The 18,432-nt window shown below is 31.6% G+C and carries 15 protein-coding genes and 1 pseudogene; 9 read left to right on the plus strand and 7 right to left on the minus strand.

Annotated elements, in window-relative coordinates; translation table 11 throughout:
- Positions 1-3: 3 nt before the first annotated feature.
- The 6 genes from HMPREF1253_RS01680 to mnmE form a co-directional block, all read right to left on the minus strand.
- Positions 4-891, minus strand: a complete 888-nt coding sequence (locus HMPREF1253_RS01680; protein WP_023055037.1) for a PhzF family phenazine biosynthesis protein — start codon at positions 889-891, stop codon at positions 4-6.
- The gene (locus HMPREF1253_RS01685) at positions 888-1,835 is read right to left on the minus strand and encodes a ParB/RepB/Spo0J family partition protein (protein ID WP_023055046.1); all 948 of its coding nucleotides are present in this window, start codon (positions 1,833-1,835) and stop codon (positions 888-890) included. The genes HMPREF1253_RS01680 and HMPREF1253_RS01685 overlap by 4 nt, the downstream gene beginning before the upstream one ends.
- 4 nt (positions 1,836-1,839) lie before the next feature.
- On the minus strand, positions 1,840-2,613 hold the full coding sequence (locus HMPREF1253_RS01690) for a ParA family protein (protein WP_036739129.1): 774 nt from the start codon (positions 2,611-2,613) through the stop codon (positions 1,840-1,842).
- Positions 2,614-3,964: 1,351 nt separating this feature from the next.
- The gene (gene rsmG, locus HMPREF1253_RS01700) at positions 3,965-4,666 is read right to left on the minus strand and encodes a 16S rRNA (guanine(527)-N(7))-methyltransferase RsmG (RefSeq protein WP_023055078.1); all 702 of its coding nucleotides are present in this window, start codon (positions 4,664-4,666) and stop codon (positions 3,965-3,967) included.
- Positions 4,656-6,557 (minus strand): tRNA uridine-5-carboxymethylaminomethyl(34) synthesis enzyme MnmG, encoded by a 1,902-nt coding sequence (gene mnmG / locus HMPREF1253_RS01705; protein ID WP_023055077.1) that lies wholly within the window; start codon positions 6,555-6,557, stop codon positions 4,656-4,658. Before mnmG ends, rsmG begins: the two co-directional genes overlap by 11 nt.
- A gap of 8 nt (positions 6,558-6,565) precedes the next feature.
- Positions 6,566-7,936 (minus strand): tRNA uridine-5-carboxymethylaminomethyl(34) synthesis GTPase MnmE, encoded by a 1,371-nt coding sequence (mnmE, locus tag HMPREF1253_RS01710; RefSeq protein WP_023055044.1) that lies wholly within the window; start codon positions 7,934-7,936, stop codon positions 6,566-6,568.
- A gap of 161 nt (positions 7,937-8,097) precedes the next feature.
- On the opposite strand from mnmE, the gene HMPREF1253_RS01715 reads away from it, so the two are divergent.
- Entirely contained in the window at positions 8,098-10,617 is a 2,520-nt protein-coding gene (locus tag HMPREF1253_RS01715) for a ribonucleoside-diphosphate reductase subunit alpha (RefSeq protein WP_023055045.1), read from the plus strand.
- Positions 10,618-10,628: 11 nt separating this feature from the next.
- Positions 10,629-11,669 carry a ribonucleotide-diphosphate reductase subunit beta gene (locus HMPREF1253_RS01720; protein WP_023055014.1) on the plus strand — a complete coding sequence of 347 codons (1,041 nt, stop codon included), beginning with the start codon at positions 10,629-10,631 and terminating at the stop codon, positions 11,667-11,669.
- Between the two features lie 90 nt (positions 11,670-11,759).
- Here HMPREF1253_RS01720 and HMPREF1253_RS01725 read toward each other — a convergent pair whose 3' ends face one another.
- Positions 11,760-13,001, minus strand: a complete 1,242-nt coding sequence (locus HMPREF1253_RS01725; protein ID WP_023055022.1) for a uracil-xanthine permease family protein — start codon at positions 12,999-13,001, stop codon at positions 11,760-11,762.
- A 171-nt stretch (positions 13,002-13,172) separates the two neighbouring features.
- Here HMPREF1253_RS01725 and rpmH point away from each other — a divergent pair, with 171 nt between their 5' ends.
- From rpmH to dnaN, 7 genes and pseudogenes are all read left to right on the plus strand, one after another.
- On the plus strand, positions 13,173-13,307 hold the full coding sequence (rpmH, locus tag HMPREF1253_RS01730; RefSeq protein WP_023055015.1) for a 50S ribosomal protein L34: 135 nt from the start codon (positions 13,173-13,175) through the stop codon (positions 13,305-13,307).
- Positions 13,307-13,630 (plus strand): ribonuclease P protein component, encoded by a 324-nt coding sequence (gene rnpA, locus HMPREF1253_RS01735; protein WP_023055021.1) that lies wholly within the window; start codon positions 13,307-13,309, stop codon positions 13,628-13,630. Before rpmH ends, rnpA begins: the two co-directional genes overlap by 1 nt.
- A complete protein-coding gene (gene yidD, locus HMPREF1253_RS01740; RefSeq protein ID WP_023055058.1) occupies positions 13,627-13,842 on the plus strand; it encodes a membrane protein insertion efficiency factor YidD in 216 nt (71 codons plus the stop codon). Before rnpA ends, yidD begins: the two co-directional genes overlap by 4 nt.
- Before the next feature lie 12 nt (positions 13,843-13,854).
- Complete coding sequence (locus HMPREF1253_RS01745) at positions 13,855-14,574, plus strand: YidC/Oxa1 family membrane protein insertase (RefSeq protein WP_023055025.1); 720 nt, start codon at positions 13,855-13,857, stop codon at positions 14,572-14,574.
- Positions 14,571-15,449: an RNA-binding cell elongation regulator Jag/EloR gene (gene jag, locus HMPREF1253_RS01750; protein ID WP_023055039.1), complete on the plus strand. Its 879-nt coding sequence runs from the start codon at positions 14,571-14,573 to the stop codon at positions 15,447-15,449. The genes HMPREF1253_RS01745 and jag overlap by 4 nt, the downstream gene beginning before the upstream one ends.
- Positions 15,450-15,861: 412 nt before the next feature.
- Positions 15,862-17,204 (plus strand): annotated as a pseudogene (gene dnaA / locus HMPREF1253_RS01755) (chromosomal replication initiator protein DnaA).
- A gap of 144 nt (positions 17,205-17,348) precedes the next feature.
- Positions 17,349-18,425 (plus strand): DNA polymerase III subunit beta, encoded by a 1,077-nt coding sequence (gene dnaN, locus HMPREF1253_RS01760; protein WP_023055072.1) that lies wholly within the window; start codon positions 17,349-17,351, stop codon positions 18,423-18,425.
- Positions 18,426-18,432 lie beyond the last annotated feature (7 nt).

Below are 18,432 nucleotides of genomic sequence, written 5' to 3' on the forward strand. Positions count from 1 at the left end.
GGTTCAAATTTTAAGCACTCCTGTCATAAATACAAATCCTCTGCCCATTACTCTTGTCATATCAAATTCTTCCAAATATTGAGCATAAACTTTTGAAGTTCTGTTCATATGGCTTCCCTGGGTACAAGTTATTCTTCCTGTTTTTGATAGGTTAAGACTTCTTAAATATTGTAAAACCGTGGCGGCACTTGTTCCGGAACCTGGCTCTTCAAAAATATCTATCCCTGGGCTAAAGGTCCTTTGGCTTATGTTTATAAAGTCATCGCTTGTAAAGGCAAGGATACTTATTGCTTCTTCCCTTTCTACCAATTTTTTTGCTTCTTGGTAGTCGAGCTTTATGTTTTGTAGGCTTTCTTCATCTTTTATGGGAACTACTAGGTCGCAAATTCCCGAGGATATTTTTTTTATGGGAAATTCTTCATCATTAAGGCCTATTTTATCTTTACTTATGCCTAAGATTTTTTCCATTTCTTCTTTTGTTACTTGTGTGGGCTTTTCTTCCAAGGTTAATCTCATTTTCACATTTGTAACTTTACTATCAATATAATCTATACAAACAGGAATTTTACCGCACTTTGTGTGTTGTATTATCTTTATTTCACCTTCATCTATTGGCATTATATATTCCTCTTCTGCTAAGGCGTAAAAGGTTGCTATTGTTGCATGACCACAAAGATCAATTTCCCCTTCTTTTGTGAAAAATCTTGTAGAATACCTATTTACGTCAAGTTTTTTTATAAATACCGTTTCGCTTTGATTTAAGTCTTTGGCAATATTTTGCATGTCTTTTTCGTCCATATTGCCATTATCTATTACAACTCCTGTTGCGTTTCCTGTAAATGCTCTATTAGAAAATGCGTTTACTAAATACATTTTGTATTCTTTAATCAATATATTTCATCCCCCAGTATTACATTTGAAATTCTTTCTAAGTCTTCATCTGAGTAAAATTCTACTTCCAGCTTTTTTATTTTTCCCTTTCCCTTTATGGAAACCTTAGTTCCCAAAGCTCCGGAAAGTCTTTCTCTTAAATCTTTAAGATACTTATCTTCTGCAATTTCAGGGCCCTTATCTTTAGAATCTTTTGTTCCTCCTATAAATTGGGCTATTGTGATCCTTTTATTGGCAATTCTTCTTGCTTCTTTTACTTGCCTTTGAGGATCTTCTATGGAAAGGAGAATCAGTCCATGAGATAGGGATAGTTTTCCTGTATTAATCATGTCTTTAACTTCTTGGGGAAGTTTTAAAAGTCTTATTCTGTTACCTATATATTGCCTGCTCTTGCCCATTAATTTTGCTAAATCTTCCTGGGTCATGTCATATTCTTCAAGAAGTTTTTCATAGCCTCTTGCTTCTTCAAAAGCAGTTAAATCCTTACGTTGAACATTTTCTATTATGGCTATCTTATCAGACTGAAAATCATCCAAATCCTTTATGATTGCCGGTATTTTTTTAAGACCTGCAAGCTTTGAAGCGCGAAAACGCCTTTCCCCTGCAACTATAATATAATAATTTTCCTTGGGTCTTAAAACTATAGGTTGAATAATTCCATACTCTCTAATAGAATCTGCCAGCTCCATAAGAGAATCCATATCGAAAAATTGGCGAGGCTGATCTTCATTTACTTCAATTTTATCTAATTCAACTTCTCTTAAACTTGAATTATTTTCCAAATCTTCATTTTTATTTTTCTCATCAAGATTATTTTCTTCATAAAAATTTTCAAAGTCCTGATTTGTTTCTTCCTTTATATTAATAATATCTTCAATTATTTCTTCTGAATTGTTGGTTAAGAAATTTTCTATACCTCGTCCCAAACCTCTTTTTTTAACCAAAAAATCACCTCTTTAAAATTTCTTTGGCAAGCCTTCTATAAGCAAAAGCCCCCTTGCTTATACCTTCATACCTGAAAATATCCATTCCATATCCAGGAGACTCGGCAAGCCTTACATTTCTCGGGATCATAGTTGAAAAGACCTTATCCCCGAAAAATTTCCTAACATCATCGACAACTTGCTTACTAAGTTTATTTCTGCCGTCATACATGCACATAATAACTCCGAAAATTTCCAACTTATTATTAAAGTTTTCCCTTACAAGGTTTATGGAATCCATAAGTTGTGAAACTCCCTCAAGAGCGTAATACTCAGTTTGAACGGGAATTAAAATGCCATCTGAAGCAATAAGAGCCATCATGGATAAAATTCCAAGAGAAGGAGGGGAATCAATAAGAACATAATCATAGGCTTCCTTTAATTTATCCAAGTGGTTTTTTAACCTGTATTGCCAGTTTCCATCCCTTGCAAGCTCAATTTCAACGCCTGCAAGCTCTCCATTAGATGGAATTATATCAACATTTTTTGATGGAGTTTTTAAAATTAAATCCTCTTTTCCATCAATTATCAAATCATAGATAATATCCATATCCCCATTTTTATCAAGACCTATTCCACTAGTTGCATTGGCTTGAGGATCGATATCAACTATCAAAACCTTTTTCTTAGATCTTCCCAGAGCTGCTGCAATGTTTATAACACTGGTAGTTTTCCCTACTCCGCCCTTTTGATTGAAGATCGTTAAAACCTTAGTCTTTGATTTATTCTTATCTTCTATGATTTCAGTATTGTCAATTTTTTCTTCTTTTATTTTTTCAGTCACAATTAAACCTGCCTATAAAATAATCTATAAGAACATATGTTCTGTAATATATTTAAATTTTTACTTTCTTATTTATATTATAAGAGATAGGGATTCTTTTTAAAGGGAAAGTGTTTTTATTTTTATATTTTTTATGCTTCACGTAGAGCATTTTTGTTTTTATGTTTTTTATGCTCTACATAGAGCATTTTTTTCAATAAACTTTTATCCATATTTTTTCTTTTTCGTTTTTCCATTTTATTTTATTTAATTCGGCTTACGCCGCCGGACCAATAGCAGATATTTGCAGCCAAATCAAAGATTTGGGCAAATAGTTGCATGAGACCTACCACGATTTTTTTCAAAAATCGGGTTAGGGCTTCAAATTGGTCCCTACATTCGCTTGCAGGGGTTTATTCTTGTGAACCCTCTTCGCATAAATAAACTCCTCATTCTTTCGTGGATTCCATGTTTGGATGAAATTACAATAAATTTGTGCGTGGGCTTTTGTGGGTTGTAGGGACCGGTTTACCGGTCCGCGTGTATAACGTGGGAAAACAAACCATGCATTTAATTTAAAATTTATTTTAAATTTTTTTATAAATATTTTTTTACGCTCTACGTAGAGCATTTTATTTTTCATTTTTTACGCTCTACCTAGAGCATTTTTATTTTATGTTTTTTTATGCTTCACGTGGAGCATTTTTATTTTTCATTTTTTACGCTCTACCTAGAGCATTTTTATTTTATGTTTTTTTATGCTTCACGTGGAGCATTTTTATTTTATGTTTTTTTACGCTTCACGTGAAGCATTTTTATTTTTCATTTTTTTATTTTGTTTCCAATTATTCGCCTGACGGCGATCGGACCAATAAATTGGTCCCTACATTCTGTTGCAAATATTTACTCTCTTGAAACCTGTACGCATAAACAAACCCCTCATTCTAACGTAGGATTTGTGGGTTGTATGGACCGGTTTACCGGTCCGCGTGTATTGGGTGGGAGAACAAACCACACATTTTTTTATAAATTATTTTTATGCTCTACATGAAGCATTTTTAAAATTTATTTTTTTATGCTTCACGTAGAGCATTTTTATTTTATGTTTTTTTACGCTCTACGTAGAGCATTTTTATTTTATGTTTTTTATGCTTCACGTGGAGCATTTTTATTTTATATTTTTTACGCTTCACGTGGAGCATTTTTACTTTATGCTTTTTACGCTCTACATAGAGCATTTTTTGTTTTAAATCTTATGCACTATAAAAGAACATATGTTTGCATTTATTTTTAAAAAAAATAAGAGCCTTTTTAGGCTCTTTTCCTTTTATAAGGGTTGTGTCCTTGGTTTTCCGCCGGCTCTTGGATATTTTTTTGGGGTTTCTCTTATTTTTTCTACTATTATAAGGCTATGAAGGATTTCTCCTGGCAGTTTTATTTCTTTTATGTCTACAATTTTTCCTCCCAAAATATCTATGGCGTTTTTTGCTTCTTTTACTTCTTCCTTGTATTCGCTGCCTTTCATGGCTATAAAATATCCGGCTTTTTTTACAAAGGGCAGGCTATATTCTGCAAGGCTTGACATATTTGCCAAGGCTCTATTGGTCACCAGGTCAAATTTTTCTCTATAATCTTCTTTTCTTCCATATCCTTCAGCTCTTCCGTGGACTGCTTCAATATTTTTTAAGTTTAATTCTTTTATAACTTCTTGTAAAAAAATTATTCTCTTGTTTAAAGAATCCATAAGGCTTATTTTTAAGCCTGGATACATTATTTTTAGGGGAAGTCCTGGAAATCCACCGCCTGTCCCTATGTCTATAAGGCTTTTACCCTCTTTTATTAGCCCTGTATTTATAAGGGTGAGGCTGTCTAAAAAATGCTTTATATATATTTCTTGGGCTTCAGTTATTCTTGTGATGTTTATTTTTTCATTCCATTCTAAGAGGAGTTTTTTATAGATTTCAAATTGATTTATTTGTTCCGGATTTATGTCTATATTGTATTCTTTTAATGTTTCTTCAAATTTCATTTTCTCTTCTCATTTTTTCAAGTCCTATTAAAAGCACATTTATATCGGCAGGGGATACACCTGTGATTCTTGCGGCTTGAGCTATACTTTCCGGCCTTATTTTTGATAGTTTTTCTATGGCTTCAAGTCTTAGTCCTTGAATTTTTTTGTAGTCCAAATTTTTATCAAGTTTTTTGCCTTCCAATTTTTTAAATTGATTTATTTGTTGGGCTTGTTTTTTAATGTAGCCTTCATATTTTATTTCTATTTGAACTTCTTCTATAATGTCGTCTCTTAATTCTTGTCTTTCTGGATCTAAGGCTGCAAGTTTTTTATAGTCCAATTCCGGTCTTCTTATGAGCTCTTCAAGGCTTAAGACGGTTTTTATAGGAGTTGAACCTAAGCTTTCAATTATCTTGTTATTTTTTTCATTTGGATTTATTTTTACTTCCTTAATCCTTTTAAGTTCTCTTTCTATATTTTCTTTTCTATAAAGATATCTTTCATACTTTTCAGGACTTACAAGACCTATTTTATATCCCTTTTCAGTCAGTCTTAAATCTGCATTGTCTTGACGAAGGGTAAGGCGATATTCAGCTCTTGCAGTCATCATCCTATAGGGCTCTTTTGTTCCTTTTGTTACAAGGTCATCTATTAATACTCCTATATAGGCTTCACTTCTATTTAAGATTAAAGGTTCTTTTTCCTTAACTTTTAAAGCTGCATTTATACCTGCAATAAGTCCTTGGGCTGCTGCTTCTTCATAGCCACTTGAACCATTTATTTGACCGGCAAAGAATAGGCCACTTATATCCATGTGTTCCAATGAACGGTCTATAACTGTTGCATCTATTGCATCATATTCTATGGCATAGGCACTTCTCATAATTTTTGCATTTTCAAGACCTAAGATATGTTTATAAAATTCAACTTGCACTTCTTCAGGTAGGGAAGAGCTTACTCCTTGAATATACATTTCATCTGTTGAAAGTCCTTCCGGCTCAATGAAAACTTGGTGAGATTTTTTATCCTTAAATCTCATTACCTTATCTTCAATAGAAGGGCAGTATCTTGGTCCTGTACCTTCAATATCTCCTAAATAAAGGGCACTTCTCATAATGTTGTCCCTTATAATTTCATGGCACTTTTCCGTTGTATAAGTTAAGTGACAATCTATTTGGTCTATGGTCATGTCCTTATCTATATTATCAAAGGAAAAGGGAACTATTTTTTCATCACCCTTTTGTACTTCCATATTGGAAAAATCTATGGAAGATTTTAAAACTCTTGCAGGAGTTCCCGTTTTAAGTCTCATTAGGCTAAGGCCCAAATCCCTTAGGGAAGAGGAGAGTTCATTTGCCGGTTGAAATCCGTCTGGCCCTGCAGGATAATTTACTTCGCCCATAAAAACTCTGCCCTTTAAATAAGTTCCTGTTGCCACAACTACAGCCTTGGCACCGTAAATTGCCCCTGTTTTTGTTAAAACTCTCTTAACTTTTTTATCTTCAACAATTATTTTTACAGCCTCTCCTTGACGTAAATCCAAGTTTTCTGTCTCTTCAATAACTTTTTTCATGGAGTCGTGATATTTTCTCTTATCTGCCTGAGCTCTTAAACTGTGAACTGCTGGGCCCTTTGAAGTGTTAAGCATCCTTGACTGAATAAAAGTCCTGTCAATATTTCTTGCCATTTCACCACCAAGGGCATCAATTTCTCTAACTAAATGGCCCTTTCCAGTGCCTCCTACATTGGGATTGCAGCTCATTGCAACAACTGAATCCAAATCAATTGTAAGAAGTAAAGTTTTAAGGCCCATCCTTGCAGAGGCAAGACCCGCTTCACTTCCTGCGTGTCCTGCTCCTATTACAACAACATCATATGATTTTGCTTTATATTCTCTAACTTCCGCCATATCTACCTCTATTTACCAATACAAAATTCTTTAAAGACCTTATCCAGAATATCTTCCGTACTAGTTTCTCCTGTAATAAGTCCCAGCTCATTTAAAGCCTGTCTTAAATCAACTTCAATTAAATCTAAAAATTCCTGACGTTTAATACCGTCAATAACTGATTCCATTGAACTATAAGCATCTTTTAAAGCTCTTACGTGCCTTAAATTATTTACATAAAAATCTTCTTTGCCAACAATTTGGCCTTGAAAAAACATCTCCACAATTTTATTTTCAATTTCTTCAATAGAACCCTCTAAAATGGAAACGCTCATATATTTCTTATCCTTTAAGAGGTCTTTAATTTCCTCATCTGAAACTTTTCTTTTTAAATCACTTTTATTTAAAAGAATAAGGGTCTTTTTATTGTCAAGAAGTTTTATAATTTCTCTATCATCATCATTAAAAGGCTGAGAAGGATCTAAAAGGGCAATAATAAGATCAGCATCTTCAATAGATTTTTTTGCTCTTTCAACTCCAATTTGTTCAACCTTATCATCAGTTTCTCTAATGCCTGCAGTATCCGTTATCTTTAATAAAATTCCATCAAGATTAATATAATCTTCAATAATATCCCTTGTAGTGCCGGGAATATCAGTAACAATAGCTCTTTCATACTTGAGCATGGCATTTAATAAACTGGATTTTCCAACATTGGGCTTGCCTAAAATAACTGTATTTATTCCATCACGAATAAGCCTTCCCCTGTCAGAACCTGAAATTAATTTAAAAAGATCATCTTTAACTTCAAAAGCATCTTCAAGTAAAGATTCATACTGAGCTTCTACAATTTCATCTTCGGGAAAATCAATATTTGCAACAATAAGAGAAATCATAGCCATAATTTTTTCACGAATAAGAGAAATAAGTCCCGTAAGCCTTCCTTCCAATTGCTTTACCGATTGCTCATAAGAAGAATCCGTCTTTGCCTTTATAAGGTCAATAACAGCCTCTGCCTGGGATAAATCCAATCTTCCGTTTAAGAAAGCTCTCTTTGTAAATTCACCTTTTTCCGCAAGCCTTGCACCCTTATCTATAATTAAGTTTAAAATTTTTCTTACGGATATAATTCCCCCGTGACAATATATTTCCACAAGATCTTCACGAGTGTAGGTGTAGGGCTTTAACATTTTTACAATTAAAACTTCATCAATAACCCTATTTCCGTCAACAATGTGTCCATAAGATAAAAATCTGTTTTTTATATCTGTCAGAGAAATATTTCTTTTTGATCTAAAAATTTTTTCTGCAATTTCAATACTCAAGGGTCCGCTCATTCTAACTATGCCTATTCCAGCCTCACCCGTTGCACTTGATATTGCACATATTGTATCAACCATATTTCACCTCTTTATCATTATATCAATAAAACTTTTTTAAATTATATAATTATTTCGCCAAAAATCATAATAAATTCTCCACTTAAAGTCAATTAATGTTAATATATAGTATGTAAACAAAATTTTTTTAATTTAAAAATACAAGATATGGGAAGGTAGAAATGAAAATAAAAAAGCGAAACGGTAGAACCGTTGATTTTAATTTGGAAAAAATAGTTATAGCCATTAAAAAAAGTTTTATAAGTATTAATAAAAACTTTGAAGATTCCGAAATTTTAAAAATGGCTGAAGAAGTTAAAAGTCAAATTGAAAAAGACTACAATCCGGAAAAACTTCCCACAGTGGAGCAAATTCAAGATTTAGTTGAACTTACCCTTATTGAACACAAATATATTGACGTTGTAAAATCCTACATCACTTACAGGGCTAAACATTCTCAAGATCGTATGGTTGTTGAAGGATTTAAGGAATATATAAAAGATGAAAAACTTTTAAATATAATAAGGAAGCTTCGTGATGATTTTGATGGAAGTTTATATAAAATTGAAGCCCTATTTTTAAAATTTAAAAGTTTTTGCAAGCCCAATATGGAAAAAAATGAAATCAGAAATATTTTAATTAAGGCTGCTGCAGAACTTACAACAAAAGAAGCTCCAAAATGGGAATATATAGCGGGAAGATTTTATCGCTACGACTTGGAAAAGAAAATCATAGAAACTTATGATGGCAAAGATTTTTATGAAAAAATTAAATTTTTAACAGAAAAAAATCTCTACGGAAAATATATTTTGGAAAACTACAGCGAAGAAGAAATAAAAGAATTGGAAAAAGTCATGGATCCTAAAAGGGACAGACTCTTAACCTATTCTTCCATAGACCTTTTGGCAAAGAGATATTTAATAAGAAGCCATGACATGAAAATATTAGAAAGACCCCAGGAAATGTTTATGGGCATTGCCATGCACTTGGCTCTTCCAGAAAAAGAAAACAAACTTAAATGGGCAAAGAGGATTTATGATGTTCTTTCTTCTTTAAAAGTTACAGTGGCAACTCCCACTATGAACAATGCAAGAAAGCCCTTCCATCAACTTAGCTCATGCTTTATAGATACAGTACCCGATACCCTTGATGGAATTTATAGGTCCATAGACAACTTTGCAAAAGTTTCAAAACATGGTGGAGGAATGGGTCTTTACTTTGGGAAAGTTCGTGCTGCCGGTAGTGATATAAGAGGCTTTAAGGGTGTTGCAGGAGGAGTAATCCGCTGGTTAAAACTTGTAAATGACACTGCTGTTGCTGTTGATCAATTGGGAGTAAGACAAGGTTCCTGTGCAGTTTACCTTGATGCTTGGCACAAGGACTTGCCGGAATTTTTACAACTTCGTACAAATAACGGAGATGACCGAATGAAAACTCATGACATCTTTCCGGCTGTTTCCTATCCAAATTTATTTTTCCGTCTTGCTAAAAATAATATAGATGCCGACTGGTATATGTTTGATCCCCATGAAATAATGATAAAAAAAGGTTATTGTCTGGAAGATTTTTATGGGGATGAATGGGAAAAGAAATATTATGAATGTGTAAATGACAAAGAAATCTCAAGAAGGGTAATGAGCGTTAAAGATATGGTAAGGCTAATTATAAAATCTTTAACTGAAACAGGAACTCCCTTTGCCTTTTTTAGAGATAATGTAAATGAAATGAATCCCAATTCTCATAAGGGCATGATTTATTCATCAAATCTTTGCACTGAAATAATGCAAAATATGAGTCCCATAGAACTTATTTCTCAAGAAATACAAAGTGAAGAAGGACCTGTTATAGTTACAAAGACAAGACCCGGCGATTTTGTAGTTTGTAACTTGGCAAGTCTTGTCCTTGGAAATATAAATCTTCACGATGAAAAAGAAGTGGAATATGTAATAGAAACTGCCGTAAGAGGACTTGATAATGTAATAGATTTAAATTATTATCCTCTTCCTTATGCAAAAATAACAAATCAAAAATATAGGGCAATAGGTCTTGGAACAAGTGGCTACCACCACGCTCTTATAAAGGAAGGCTTCGCTTACAGTGATGAAGAAGACCACTATAAATTTGCTGATGAAATTTATGAAAAAATAAATTATTACGCAATAAAATCTTCCATGAAAATTGCAAAAGAAAAGGGTTCCTATGAATATTTTAAAGATAGTGATTGGGAAAATGGAAGATATTTTGAAAAGAGAAACTACACCGATGAAAGGTGGACTAAATTAAAAGAAGATGTGAAGTCCTACGGCCTTCGTAACGGATATATAATGGCAGTTGCACCTACAGGTTCAACTTCTATAATTGCAGGCACTACAGCAGCGGTAGACCCTCTTATGAAGAGATTTTTCCTAGAGGAAAAGAAAGGCTCAATAATTCCAAGAGTTGCCCCAGAACTTAATACACAAACTTTCTGGCTCTATGAAAATGCCCATGAAATAGACCAATCAATAACAATAAAGGCAACTGGCATAAGACAAAGACACGTTGATCAGGGCCAATCGGTAAACCTATATATAACCAACGAATTTACCATGAGACAAATTTTAAATCTCTATATCCTTGCCAGTGAATTGGGACTTAAATCAATTTATTATGTAAGAGGAAAATCTCTTGAAGTAGAAGAATGTGAAGTATGTGCATCTTAAAGGAGGAAAAAATGGAACTGAAAAGAAGAGGACTTTTCAATGAAAATGGAGACATTGAACTTTCAAAAAGAAAAATAATTAACGGAAATACCACTAACTTAAATGATTTTAACAACATAAAATACAAGTGGACCAGCGATTGGTATAGACAAGCCATGAACAACTTTTGGATTCCCGAAGAAATCAATCTTTCAACGGACGTTTTAGATTACAGAAAATTAGATCCCTATGAAAAAAAGGCCTATGATAAAATTTTAAGCTTTTTAATTTATCTTGATTCAATACAAACGGCACAACTTCCAAACTTAGAAGCCTATATAACTGCCAATGAAATCAATCTTTGTCTATCAATACAAGCCTTTCAGGAATCAATACACTCTCAAAGCTATTCCTATATTTTAGACACCATCTGTTCACCGGAAGAAAGAACGGAAATCTTATACCAATATAAGGACGATAAATTTTTACTTGAAAGAAACAAATATATAACAGACCAATATGCAAGTTTCTTAAATGAAAAAAACACAGACACTCTAATGAAGGCAATGATAGCAAATTATATTCTTGAAGGAATTTATTTTTACTCCGGATTTATGTTTTTCTACAATTTGGGAAGAAATGGAAAGATGCCTGGAACAGTACAGGAAATAAGATATATAAATAGAGATGAAAACACCCACCTTTGGCTTTTTAGATCAATAATACTAGATCTTAAAAAAGAAAGCCCTGAACTTTTTACCCAAGAAAAAACTGAAGAATACAGAGCCCTTCTTAAAAAAGGTGTGGAAGAAGAAATAGCCTGGGGAAAATATGTAATAGGAAATAATATTCAAGGCCTAAACGAAGAAATGGTTGAAGATTATATAAAATACTTAGGCAATTTAAGAGCAAAAAATTTAGGTCTCGATGCCCTTTATGAAGGCTATGACAAGGAACCAGAAAGCATGAAGTGGGTAAGTCAATATTCTGACATAAACGAAATAAAAACCGACTTCTTTGAAGCAAAAGTATCAGCTTACTCAAAATCCAGCATAATAGAAGATGACCTATAATAAAATAAAAAAGGTGGAATCAAAAGAGATTCCACCTTTTTTATTAAGGTGACTTTTTATTTTATGAAAAAGTTTTTAATTTAAAATCTTTTATTTATTTAGAGATTCTTCATATTTCTTAAAAATTGCATTTAAGATTACTCCCACAAGTGCTGCAAGAGAAAGACCGGATATGGAAACAATATCCGTTATTTTTATACCCACATTTATTCCCACATGACCACCTAAACCGAGAATCAATATAGTTGCCATAACAATTATATTTTTAAGATTAAAGGGCATATGAGAATTTTTAATAGTCTTAACTCCGATTACGGCAATCATAGAGAAGAGAATGACACTTATTCCGCCCATAACTGCAGTTGGAATAGTTTGTAAAAATCCTCCTATCTTGCCTATACAACCAAGACCTATGGCAAAAACAGCCGCAAGTCTTAAAATACTTGGATCATAATTTTTAGTAATTGCTAAAACTCCTGTATTTTCACCGTAAGTTGTATTTGCAGGTCCTCCAACAAATCCTGCAAACATAGTTGCAAGTCCATCTCCTAAAAGAGTTCTGTTAAGACCCGGATCTTCAATAAAATTTTTCCCTACAACTTGTGAATTTGTAGTTATATCTCCAATATGTTCCATAAATACTGCAAGAACTACAGGCGCAATTATCATAATAGCTCCAAAGGAAAATTTAGGTAAACTTAATGGAGGTATTGCAAAACTTTCAGCAGTTCTTAAGGGCTCCAAATCTACAATCCCAAGTTTTAAACTCATTAAATATCCCACAACAACCGCAATTATTATGGAAAGTTGTTTTAAAAAGCCCTTTGCAAATTTATTAAGACAAATGCAAGTTAAAAAAGTTACTCCAGCTGCAAGATAATTTGAGCTTGCCATACCAATAGCGGTGGGAAGTAAATTAAAACCTATAACAATAACCATGGGACCAACTACTTGGGGAGGAAAATATGAAGTTATTTTTCCAACTCCCAGCTTTTTTATTAAAAAAGACATTATTACATACAAAAAGCCTGCCACAATTATGCCTCCTTGAGCATATGACAGACTTCCGTAAATTTTTGAAACACTTTGAATAACAGGAATGAATGCAAAAGATGAACCTAAAAAAACCGGTACCTTTTTCTTCGTACAAAAATGGAAGATTAAAGTACCGATACCCGCACACATTAATGAAGTTGAAACATTAAATCCTGTTAAAAGAGGAACCAAAACAGTTGCACCGAACATTGCAATCATATGTTGCAAAGCCAAAACAGTCTTTTTAGCAACTTTTAAAGCTTGGAATGAATTTTCTCTTTCAATTGATTTTTCCATTATAAATTTTCTCCTTCTATACATTTTTACTAATTTTACTCTTATAAAATTTTAAAGTCAAGAATATTTTTTAATAAATTTAAATAAATTTTAAGGCTTAAGGTTAAGATAAAAACTTGACACCGTAGAATTAAATAAATATAATTCTATGGTGGAGAGGAGGCGATATTTGTGAAGAGAACTTTTCAACCGAAAAACAAACAAAGAAAAAGAGAACACGGTTTTCGTGCAAGAATGAGAACTAAATCCGGTAGAGCTGTAATTAAAGCGAGAAGAAGAAAGGGAAGAAAGAAACTTTCAGCATAATGAATGAAATTTTAAAAAAGAACAGGGATTTTCAAAAAGTTTATAATAATAAAAATGTAGCCGGCAACAAAATCTATACAATGTTTATTAAAAAAAATAATTTGGACTTTTCAAGGATTGGATTTACCATAACAAAAAAATTCGGTCATGCAGTTCAAAGAAATAAATATAAAAGAAGACTTAAAATGATTTTAAGAGATTTTGAAATCGTGCCAGGTTATGACATTGTAATTGTTTTAAAAAAAGATACTTTCGGAGTGAGCTACCAAGATATGAAAAAAAGTTTCGCTCATATTTTAAATAGAAAGAAGCTGATTAAATGAAACACATTATGATTTTAATAATTAACTTTTATCAAAAAATTATTTCTCCGTACCTGCTTCCAGGTAGGCACTGCAGATTTAATCCCACATGTTCCCAATACGCCAAAGAAGCCTATATTAAATATGGCTTTTTCAAAGGGACCTATCTTTCAGTTAAGAGAATTTTAAGATGCAATCCCCTATGTAAAGGCGGTTATGATCCTCTTCCCTAAATAGGAGGAAATATGTCAGCAATAAGTAGAGTATTAGGTATGTTTTTTAAATTTATTTATGACAGCCTTTCAGGAATTATGAATGAACCTAAAAGCATATCAATTTTTGCTATTACTATTATTATCTCTACAATAATTTTAAAGATTATAGTTATGCCTATAAGTATTTCTCAAATGAAAAACCAAAAGAAAATGGCTGAACTTCAACCTGAACTCCAAAAAATTCAAAAGAAGTACAAGGGAGATCCAAAAACTCTTGCAGCTAAACAACAACAGCTTTATAAAGATGCAAACTACAATATGTTAAGCGGTTGTCTTCCCATGGTTATTCAAATGATAATATTATTAGCATTTTATAGGGTCTTTTATGAACCGGCAAAATATGTTTTTACAGAACCCGGTGCCTATGACCAAATAGCAAAACATTTTTTCTATATTAAAAATATAGATCATCCGGATACAAGTCTAATACTTCCTGTTGTTGCAGCTTTTGCTACATTTTTGTCTTCGTGGATAATGTCAAATAATCCTGCTACAAAAATGCAACAAACTGAACAATCAAAGTCCATGATGAATACTATGAATATTCTTATGCCTATAATGATTTTTTTAATGGGCAGAAGATTTGCAGCGGCTCTTGTATTATACTGGATAGTTTCCAGTTTATTCCAAGTTTTCCAAACACAAATTCAAAATATAATCATCAAACGTGAAGTGGAGGCTGAACAATGACTTATGTAATTAAAACCGGAAAAACCGTAGATGAAGCAGTAAATGAAGCTCTTAAAGAACTAAAACTTTCTCGTGACAAAGTTAATATTGAAATCCTTCAAGAGGCCTCAAAGGGCTTTTTAGGATTCGGCTCAAAAGATGCAGCCGTAAAGGTAAGTGAAAAAGAAGATACTAAAGATATTTTAAAAGAAATTTTTAGTTCAGACCTTGAATCAGAAAAGAGCAATAAGGTAAACCTTAAAAACAAAAAAGAAAACAAAACTGAGGTAAGTAAAAATTCAGAATTTTCTCAAAAAAATCTTATTGAAGATAAAAAAATAGAAGAAAATAAAGAAAAGGCTGAAGAAAATAAAGTTGAAAAGCTTGAAGAAGATAATTCAGAAGAAGATTCTTACGACTACAGCCTAAACGAAGAAGAATTTAAAAATCTTGCCAAAGAATTTATAGAAAAAGTTATGACTCCTTTAAATCTTGAATATGAGTTGGAAACATCTCTTGAAGAGAATGTTTTAACTGTAAATATTTTAGGAGACGAGAAAAAACTTGGAATTGTAATTGGAAAAAGAGGAGTAACCCTTGATGCAATCCAATATCTTTTAAGTTTAATAATTAATAAACATTCTGACAGATTTGTAAGAGTAATAGTAGACTCTTCTGGTTATAGACAAAGAAGAAAACAAACTCTTGAAAGTCTTTCAGAAAGAATGGCAAAAAAAGTTGTAAGAACAAATAGGTCTGTAAAACTTGAACCTATGAATGCCCATGAAAGAAAAATAATTCATGAAGCCCTTCAAAATTTTGAAGGAGTTTTAACTCATTCAGAAGGAACAGAACCTTACAGAAGAATTGTAATTCAAAGAGAAAGAAAATATTAAAAATTTAAAAATATTTTAATTTAAAAGTGTTTCTTAATGAAACACTTTTTTATTTATAAAGCCCTTTTTTTCGCCCTTTATTGAATTTTTTAAAGAGGGTGTGCTTGTTGATAACTTTTATTTTATTTGTTAAAATAAAGTTAATATAATTAAAAAAATGTGGATAATTTTAATTGTTGTTGAAAAAAATACTTATTAACAAACTGTTGATAAATCTGTTAATAATCTGTTTCTTAATATTTTTATTTTTTTATTTTTTATCAATTTAAGCTTTTCATACAAAACTTATCAACAAAATAAACTTATTAACAGTTGTTTATAAATCTTTTTATCTACAAAATATCTACAATTGTTAATAAGTTTTATACATGTTTTTTATCAACATAACTTTTATCCACTTAAGGAGGAATAAATGAATCAGGAAATTTCTGAAATTTGGAAAAATTTTATGAATCTTATCAGAAAAAATTCCATGAGCGAAATATCTTTTAATACTTGGTTTAAAAAAATGAATCCCAGGGAAATTAATAGAGAAAATAACGAATTTGTAATTTCCGTTCCCAATGATTTTACAAAAAGATATCTTCAAAATAGTAAAGTAAATATGGATTTAATTAAAAGATGTCTTTATGAAGCTTCCTCTGTTCATTATGACATTAAAATTATTGCAGATGACGAAGACACAAATAGATTTAATTTTAAAGATGACTTTTATATTGAAAAATCAAGGCTTAATCCTAAATATAATTTTGAAAATTTTATAGTTGGAAAAAGCAATGAATTTGCCCATGCGGCAAGTCTTGCAGCTGCAGAAAGTTATGAAAATCCTGAAGCCGCTCATTCAAATCCTCTTTTTATCTACGGAGGAGTAGGTCTTGGTAAAACTCACTTAATGCAAGCTATAGGTCATTTTATATTAAGTCAAGATCCCAATAAAAAAGTCCTTTATGTTACAAGTGAACAGTTTATGAATGAACTTATAAATTCAATAAAGACAGGAAAAAATGAAGACTTCAGAAATAAATACAGGTCAGTTGATGTACTTTTAATTGATGATATTCAATTTATTGCAGACAAAGAAAGCACTCAAGAAGAATTTTTTCACACTTTTAATGCCCTTCATGATGCAAACAAACAAATTGTACTTACATCAGATAAACCGCCTAAAGATATAAAAGCTTTAAAAGAAAGGTTGGTATCCAGGTTTGCTTGGGGATTAATAGTTGATATACAAGCACCGGACCTTGAAACGAGAATAGCCATTCTTCGTTCAAAATCAGATACTGAAGGTTTTAACGTTCCAGAAAATGTTTTAAATTTTATTGCTCATAACGTAAGAAGCAATATTCGTGAACTTGAAGGCGCTCTTACAAGAGTAAAGGCCTTTTCAAAACTTGCAAATGGAGAAATAACAGAAGAACTTGCAAAAGAAGCTATAAAAGACATTTACAATACTAAAAAGAAAAAGTTATAAACACAAAACTTATTAAAGAAGTTATATCAAAAAACTTTGACATTAGTATTGATGACATAAATTCAAAAAAAAGAACAAGAGAGATAGCTTACCCGAGACAAATAGCCATGTACATTACAAGAGAACTGACTGATTTGTCCCTACCTAAGATAGGGGAAGAATTTGGAGGAAGGGATCATTCCACTGTAATTCACGCTTATGAAAAAATAAGAAAAGACATTGAAAGAGATGTTTCTTTAAAAATAAAGGTAAGAGATCTCATAAAAGAAATTAAAAGTTAATGTGAATAAACTATGACTTATAAAAACTTATTAACAAATTATAAATAAGACTTCCTTTTGAATTTTTAATAAGTTAAATACTTATCCACAAATTAACAGCTCCTACTACTATTACTAATATAATTTTATATTATTGGAGGTAACATGAAATTTAATATAAGCAAAAAAGAATTGTCAAAACATATATCAATAGCTCAAAAAGCAATTTCTTCAAGATCTGCTATGCAAATATTAGAAGGTCTTTTACTTGTTGCAGAAAACAACACCTTAACAATAATAGGTACTGATACTGATTTAACAATTATAACAAGTGCAAGTGCCATTGTTGAAGAAGAGGGAAAAATTGTAGTAAATTCAAGACTTTTTGGAGATATAATAAGAAAACTTGACGATTCGGATATAAAAATAAGAATTGAAAAACACAATATGAACATTATTTGCAACAAGAGTGAATTTAATATAACTTGCCAAAGCCCCGATGAATATCCTATGGTAACAAATTTTGAAGAAAAAAATTCTTTTAAAATTTCCAGTGAAGAACTTAAAGAAGCTATAAGAAAAACATCTTTTGCAGTTTCTCAGGAAGATACAAGAAAGATGTTTACAGGTGTTTATATGGACTGCACCAAGGGAATAAATTTTGTTGCCCTTGATGGTTTTAGAATGAGTTTAGTTAAACTTAATAAGGAAACTAAAGAAAGTAAATCAATAATACCGGCAACAAGTTTAAATGAACTTTCAAAAATTTTAGAAGACTCTCAAGTTGATGTAAAAGTTGGAGAAAATAAAATTTTATTTGAATTTGATAATACAAAATTATATTCAAATTTATTTGGAGGAGAATATTTCAGCTACAAGGATTTAATAAGAGATAACCACACTACAAAAGTAAAAGTAGACAGGGGTCTTTTCCAAATAAGTCTTGAAAGAGCATCTCTTCTTGCTAAAGAAGAAAGGGCAAATCTTATAAAACTTGAAATAAAGAAAAATAGTTTAGTAATAAGTTCAAATACTGAAATAGGAAATGTAACTGAAGAAATTCCCTGCCAAACTGAGGGAGATGAACTTACAATTGCCTTTAACTCAAAATATCTTCTTGATGGAATAAAAATAATTGAAGATAAAGATGTTGTTCTTAATTTTACAGATTCAGTAAATCCTTGCATTATAAATACTGATTCTTACACATATTTAGTTTTACCTGTAAGACTTGCAAAGTAGGTTTTTT

Source organism: Peptoniphilus sp. BV3C26 (assembly GCF_000478985.1).
Classification (GTDB): Bacteria; Bacillota; Clostridia; order Tissierellales; family Peptoniphilaceae; genus Peptoniphilus_B; species Peptoniphilus_B koenoeneniae.